Source organism: Pseudomonas sp. LjRoot277, assembly GCF_964253845.1.
GTDB lineage: Bacteria > Pseudomonadota > Gammaproteobacteria > Pseudomonadales > Pseudomonadaceae > Aquipseudomonas.
The window spans coordinates 4,834,378-4,840,024 of sequence record NZ_CAXURI020000001.1 but is presented as its reverse complement, the minus strand read 5'-3'; the positions used below and the strand labels follow the sequence as shown (position 1 = coordinate 4,840,024).

General features: G+C 60.3%; 3 protein-coding genes and 1 pseudogene. 1 reads left to right on the top strand and 3 read right to left on the bottom strand.

The features are described from left to right. Nucleotides 1–8 precede the first annotated feature (8 nt). A pseudogene (locus ACSQ87_RS22825) lies at nt 9–101 on the bottom strand (N-acetyltransferase); the annotation flags it as partial. Between the two features lie 66 nt (nt 102–167). On the opposite strand from ACSQ87_RS22825, the gene ACSQ87_RS22820 reads away from it, so the two are divergent. Then, nucleotides 168–1,124 carry an alpha/beta hydrolase gene (locus tag ACSQ87_RS22820; protein ID WP_223432482.1) on the top strand — a complete coding sequence of 319 codons (957 nt, stop codon included), beginning with the start codon at nt 168–170 and terminating at the stop codon, nt 1,122–1,124. A 66-nt stretch (nt 1,125–1,190) separates the two neighbouring features. On the opposite strand, the gene ACSQ87_RS22815 is transcribed toward ACSQ87_RS22820, so the two are convergent. Next, a complete protein-coding gene (locus tag ACSQ87_RS22815; RefSeq protein ID WP_436274437.1) occupies nt 1,191–3,668 on the bottom strand; it encodes a TonB-dependent siderophore receptor in 2,478 nt (825 codons plus the stop codon). A gap of 284 nt (nt 3,669–3,952) precedes the next feature. Continuing rightward, nucleotides 3,953–5,602 (bottom strand): cyclic peptide export ABC transporter, encoded by a 1,650-nt coding sequence (locus ACSQ87_RS22810; RefSeq protein WP_223432484.1) that lies wholly within the window; start codon nt 5,600–5,602, stop codon nt 3,953–3,955. Nucleotides 5,603–5,647: the final 45 nt, after the last annotated feature.

The following is a 5,647-nucleotide window of genomic DNA, read 5'->3' as shown; positions in this document are numbered from 1 at the left end:
AAACAATTGTGGCGAGGGAGCTTGCTCCCGCTGGACTGCGCAGCAGTCCCTCTTTTAGGGGCCGCTTCGCGACCCAGCGGGAGCAAGCTCCCTCGCCACAGGGTTCTCGCTGGTTTCAAGATTGTGTATTGCCCGGTTACTTACCTATTTGTGTGAAGGATTTTCCCATGGCTGTGTTGCCAGAACTTGAAGCTTTTCTAGAACTCGCCGAGTTCGGCCGGATGACCGGCAAAAGTCGCGCGATGCATGAACAGTCGCCGCAACAGGCGCGGATCGATTTCGAAGCGTCGTCGGGGTTTCTCGATGTGCCGCTGGACAGCGTTGCCTGCGAGGACTTCACCATCGCCGCGCGAGATGGCCACAGTTTGTCGGCCAGGGTGTATCGCGATGGGCAAACGGTCGATGGGCTGCAACCGGTGGTGTTGTATTTCCATGGCGGTGGCTACGTGGTCGGCAGTCTCGACTCCCATGATGCGCTGTGCCGGCGGCTGGCCTCCCAAGGCGGTTTTGCCTTGTTGACGGTGGATTATCGTCTGGCGCCGGAATGGCGGTTCCCGACGCCGGTGCAAGATGCCTGCGATGCGGGGAACTGGCTGGTGCGTGAGGGTGCGGCGCGTGGTCTGGACGCAACGCGGGTGGCCGTGGCCGGTGACAGCGTGGGCGCGACGCTGGCCACGGTGTTGTCGATCATGGCGGTGCGTGAACCGGAGGAACTGGCGTTGAAACCCAAGGCGCAATTGTTGGTGTACCCGGTGACGGATGCCACGACCAAGCGCGCGTCGCATCGGGATTTCGCCGAGGGTTATTTGCTGGAGACGCCGACGCTGGATTGGTTCTATGCGCATTACGGGCGCACGCCGGAAGACCTGGCGGATTGGCGGTGTTCGCCGTTGCTGGCGGAGGATCTTTCGGGCGTGGCGCCGGCGCTGGTGTATTTGGCCGGGCATGATCCGTTGCATGACGAAGGGCTGGCGTATGCCGATCGATTGCGTGTGGCGGGGAATGAGGTGACGTTGCTGGAACAGCCGGGTATGACTCATGACTTTTTGCGTATGGCGGGGTTGTTGGGGGAGGTTGAGGGGATTCATGCGGAAGTGGCGGGGTGGGTTCGTTCGCGGCTTTGAATGATCGTTCCCATAAAAAATGCCCGTATCTCGCGATACGGGCATTTTTCATTTCAGCTCAGCCACTCAGAAATCATATTTCGCGGTGATCTGCATGTTGCGCGGCTCGCCGTAGAACGTGGTGCCGAAGTTGCCCAGGCCCGTCTGGTACTTCTTGTCGAAGATGTTGTAGGCATTGGCGGTGAAGCTCAGGTGTTCGTCGTACTGATAACGGGTCATCAGGTCCACGAGGGTGTAGCCACCTTGCTTGAGCATGGTGCTGCCGCCCTCGCCACCACCTACGTTGGGGCTGTAGCTCTGGCCGTAAAAAGCGCTCTGCCAGCTGATGCCGCCACCGACGGTGAATTGGTCCAGCGCGCCGGGCAGGCGGTAGGTGGTGAACGTACGAATCACGTGTTCCGGTTTGCTGGTGGCCAGCGGGAAACCGAAGATGCGCTGTTCGTCCTTGTCACGGGTGCGGGCGTAGGTGTAGCCGGCAGACACGTTCCAGTCCTGAGCCAGTGCGCCGGCCAGTTCCAGTTCCACACCATTGGTGGTGGCGCCGTCGGTGGCTTTGAAAATGCCGTCGCCGGTATTCAAATCGGTGCCGATCGATTGAGCGACGTTGTCCTGCTCAATGCGGAAGAAGGCCAGGCTGGCGTTCAGTTTGCCTTCGAAGTAGGCCGCTTTCAGGCCGGTTTCGTAGCTGTCGCCTTCGACCGGTGCCAGGGTCGAACCGTTGATGTCCTTGTTGATCTGAGGCTGGTAGATCTTGGTGTAGCTGGCGTAGACCGAGTAGGTATCGTTCAGGTCATAGACCACACCGGCGTAAGGCGTGACAACGCCATGTTCCTTGTAGCTGGCGTGAGTGTCGGTGAGGGTGCCGCCCGGATAGTACGAGTAATCCTCGTTGTACTTGAAGGTGCTCAGACGGCTGCCGAGGATGAATGACAGGTCGTCGGTCGGACGCAGGCGCGTGGCCAGGTAAAGGCCGTTCTGGCTCTGGGTGCGTTCGTACTTGCCGTTTTTCGGGAACTCCTGTTTCGGCAGGCTACCGTTCCAGTCATAGATGCTGCCCGGCACAAGTTCGAAGGCGCTGGTGTCGTACGTTGCGCCGGTCTGGCGTGAGTGGGACGCCATGAAGCCGGCCACCAGTTCATGCTCGCGACCGCCCAGGGAGAACGGACCGGAGACGTTTACGTCCGCGGAGTTCTGCACGCGATGACCTTCCCAGCGACCCCAGTAAAGGAAATTGCCTTCGCCCGTGGCGCGGTCCGCAGAACCCCCGCTGGCCGAGGCCAGTTGGGTATCGTGATCGGTGGTTTTCTGGTCGAAGCTGGCCTTGAACTTCCAGTCATTGGCCAGTGCCTGCTCCAGCGACGAGAAGTAGGTGACGCTGTCGAAATCACGACGGCTCCAGTCGGCGCCGGGGTTGAAACTGCGAGAGAAGTCGGTACGGCCGCCGTCGGTGAAGTACGGCGCGTTACCGGTCCAGGAGCTGCCGCGCGGGGTGGCACTGGACTTGTCGACGCCGAGGGTCAACAGGGTGTCGTCCGTCAGGTCGGCTTCGAGGATGCCGTAGAACAGGTCTTTCTTCTGGCTGTAGTGGTCGATGTACGAGCCTTTATCCTGGAGGGCACCAACGAAGCGACCGCGCACGCTGCCGGAATCGTTCAGCGAACCGGAGATGTCGCCTTCGGTGCGGTAGTTGTCCCAGTAACCGGCGGTGGCACTGACCGAAGCCTTGAATTCCTTGGTCGGCTTCTTGCGCACCAGGTTGACGGTGGCGGATGGGTCGCCCGAGCCGGTCATCAGGCCGGTAGCGCCTTTGATGACTTCGACGCGATCGAGGCTGGCGGCGTCGTCGCTGTTGTTGGGGTTCTCACCGTAAACGCCGTCGTACGGGAGGTTGATGCCATCGTACTGGTAGTTGGTGATGGCGAAGCCACGGGCGGAAAACTCGGTACGGTCACTGTCGTACTTCTGCGATGTGATGCCGGGCGTGTTGCGCAATACGTCGCCGACGCTCTTGGCGCCGCGATCGTCCATTTGTTGACGCGTCACCACGGTCACCGATTGCGGTGTTTCGCGCAGGGTCAGCGGCAGTTTGGTCGCGGTGGTGGTGGCGCCGGTGGTGTAGGAACCGGTGTCTTCAGTGGTCAGGCCCAGGGCCTGGCCGGAAATGGTGGTCGCGCCCAGTTGCAGGCTCGAGCCGCCGCCGGACACCAGGGTGACGCTGTTGCCGTTGATCTGGAACGAGATGCCGGTGCCTTGCAGCAGGGCCTTCAGGGCGTCGGACGGTTCCAGCGAACCGGACACCGCGCGAGACTTGATCCCTGCAACCTGATCCGGGCTGTAGAGGATTTGCAGATTGGTCTGCATGCCCAGTTCGGTCAGCGCGTTGGAAAGCGATTGACCTGCAATGTTCACTTTTACAGGTGCAGCATTGGCCATCGAGCTCCCCAGCAAGGTGGCGGTCAGCAGTACGCTAGTGAACAGGGTGCGATGCAAAGTCGGGCGCTGTACGGCTAGCGCGAGAGGTGTGCGGCGTGTTTGAGGTCGCATTACTTACCTGAGCTCCTGAAAAAGTGTTGTGCAGAGTTTTTGTTAATAGGAATGATTATTAGACGCAGCACGAACGTAAAACCGGAAAGAAACCCGTCAAATAAATTTCATAAAGAGGCGAAACGCGATCCGTGTAGCAGCTGGCGAAGCCTGCGTTCGGCTGCGCAGCAGTCGCAAAACCAGAATCCGCGGTGCATCAGGCAGACCTCGTGAGCCGGGTTGACGACTGCTGCGCAGCCGAACGCAGGCTTCGCCAGCTGCTACACAGACCGCGGTTTTCTGTTTCAGGCGGGGGCCAGTTCGGTGACGACTCGTCCGCTTTCCATGCGCACCAGCTGGTCCGCCACGTCGAAATAACGGTCATCGTGGGAGATCACGATGATGGTCTTGCCCAGGCGTTTAAGGTCCGGCAGCAGCTCGGTGTAGAAAATCCGCCGGAAGGTCGGGTCCTGGTCGGCCGCCCATTCATCGAACACCAGCACCGGACGTTCCTCCAGCCAGGCATTGACCAGGGCCAGGCGTTTGCGCTGGCCGGTGGAGAGGTCGGTGGTGGTGAAGTTGCCGTCCTTGACGCTGACCTTGTGCGCAATCTCCAGCCGTTGCAGGTATTTGTTGGCGTCTTCGGGGATGTGCGTATCGCCCTGGACCACGTCATCGAACAGGTAATAGTCGGCAAAAATCGTGGTGAACAACTGGCGATAGTCATCGCGGTTTTGCGCGTCGATCGCCTCGCCGTTGACGCGGATTTCACCCTGCTGCGGCGTGTACAGTCCCAGCAACAGTTTGATCAGCGTGGTCTTGCCGCAACCGTTCTCGCCGACAATAAAGGTGATGTCGCCTTGCTTGATCGTCAGGTTCACCGGCCCGAGCTGGAACGGTGCGGCACCTTCGACAGCCGGGAAGCCGAAACGCACATCGGCGAGCTTCAGTTCGTGTACTGCTTGCTTGACGTTGCCTTTATCGCTCAGCAGCAGATGAGGTTCCGGGGTGGAAAACTGCTCCGACAGTTCGGCAATGCGGCGAAAGGCGATCTGCGCGCGGCTGACGATCGGCAAGGTGCTGATCAAATGCTCCAGCGGGCCTTTCATATAAAGCAGCACCAGCACGAAGCCGCTCATCACGGTTTTGTCGGCGCTCGGCCAAAAGGTTTGCAGCGCGAGGGCCAGGCCGATGACCACGAAGAACAGCATCGAGCCGAAGGTCTTGGCGATCACGAAAGTGTTGATGGAACGCACCTGGGTGTTGCAGATGAACTCGGCCGTGGCCTTGATGCCCGAGACGAACATGCGCTGGCGGCGTGGGCGATGAATGCGCAGTTCCTTGGCGCCTTCGGCAATCGCGTTGTAGTGCTTTTGCAGTTCATCTTCGGCCTCACGGGCGGCCATGAAACCCTGCACCCCTTTGCTCTGGGCATAGGCCTGAATGGCGGTGCCGATCAGGATGGCGGCGACCATGATCAGGAACATCGGCCACGACAGAATGGCCAGGTAGCCCATGCAACCCAAGGTCACGGTGACGGAAATGGCCAGCGGCGCGAAGGCGAAAGCGAAGTCGCTGATGGTGTCGACGTCGTGGGTCAGCACCGGGATCAATCGGTGGCTGCGATAGCGCTCGATCTGTTCGATCGGTGCCGACAGGACTTTTTCACCCAGCTGTTTACGCAGCTTGGCGATGATGTGCTGGCCGACATAGTTGGTGCCAATGTCCGAGCAGATCGAACTGGCCAGTGCCAGCAGGCACAGGCCGGCGAACAGGGCGACGACGCCCTGGGTCAGGCCGGTGTCCGAATGCAGGGCGTTGTTGATGGTCGCCAGCAATACCGTGACGCTCAGGCCGCCGACCATGCCCAGGAAAATGGACGCGGCGACGATGAGCCGAAAGGGTTTCAACAGGGCGAACAATTCGCCGATGGCGCCACGGGTAGGCTGGGTCATGGAAGACAGTTCCTTGGGTCGTGAAGGCAGATACCCAGTAGAACG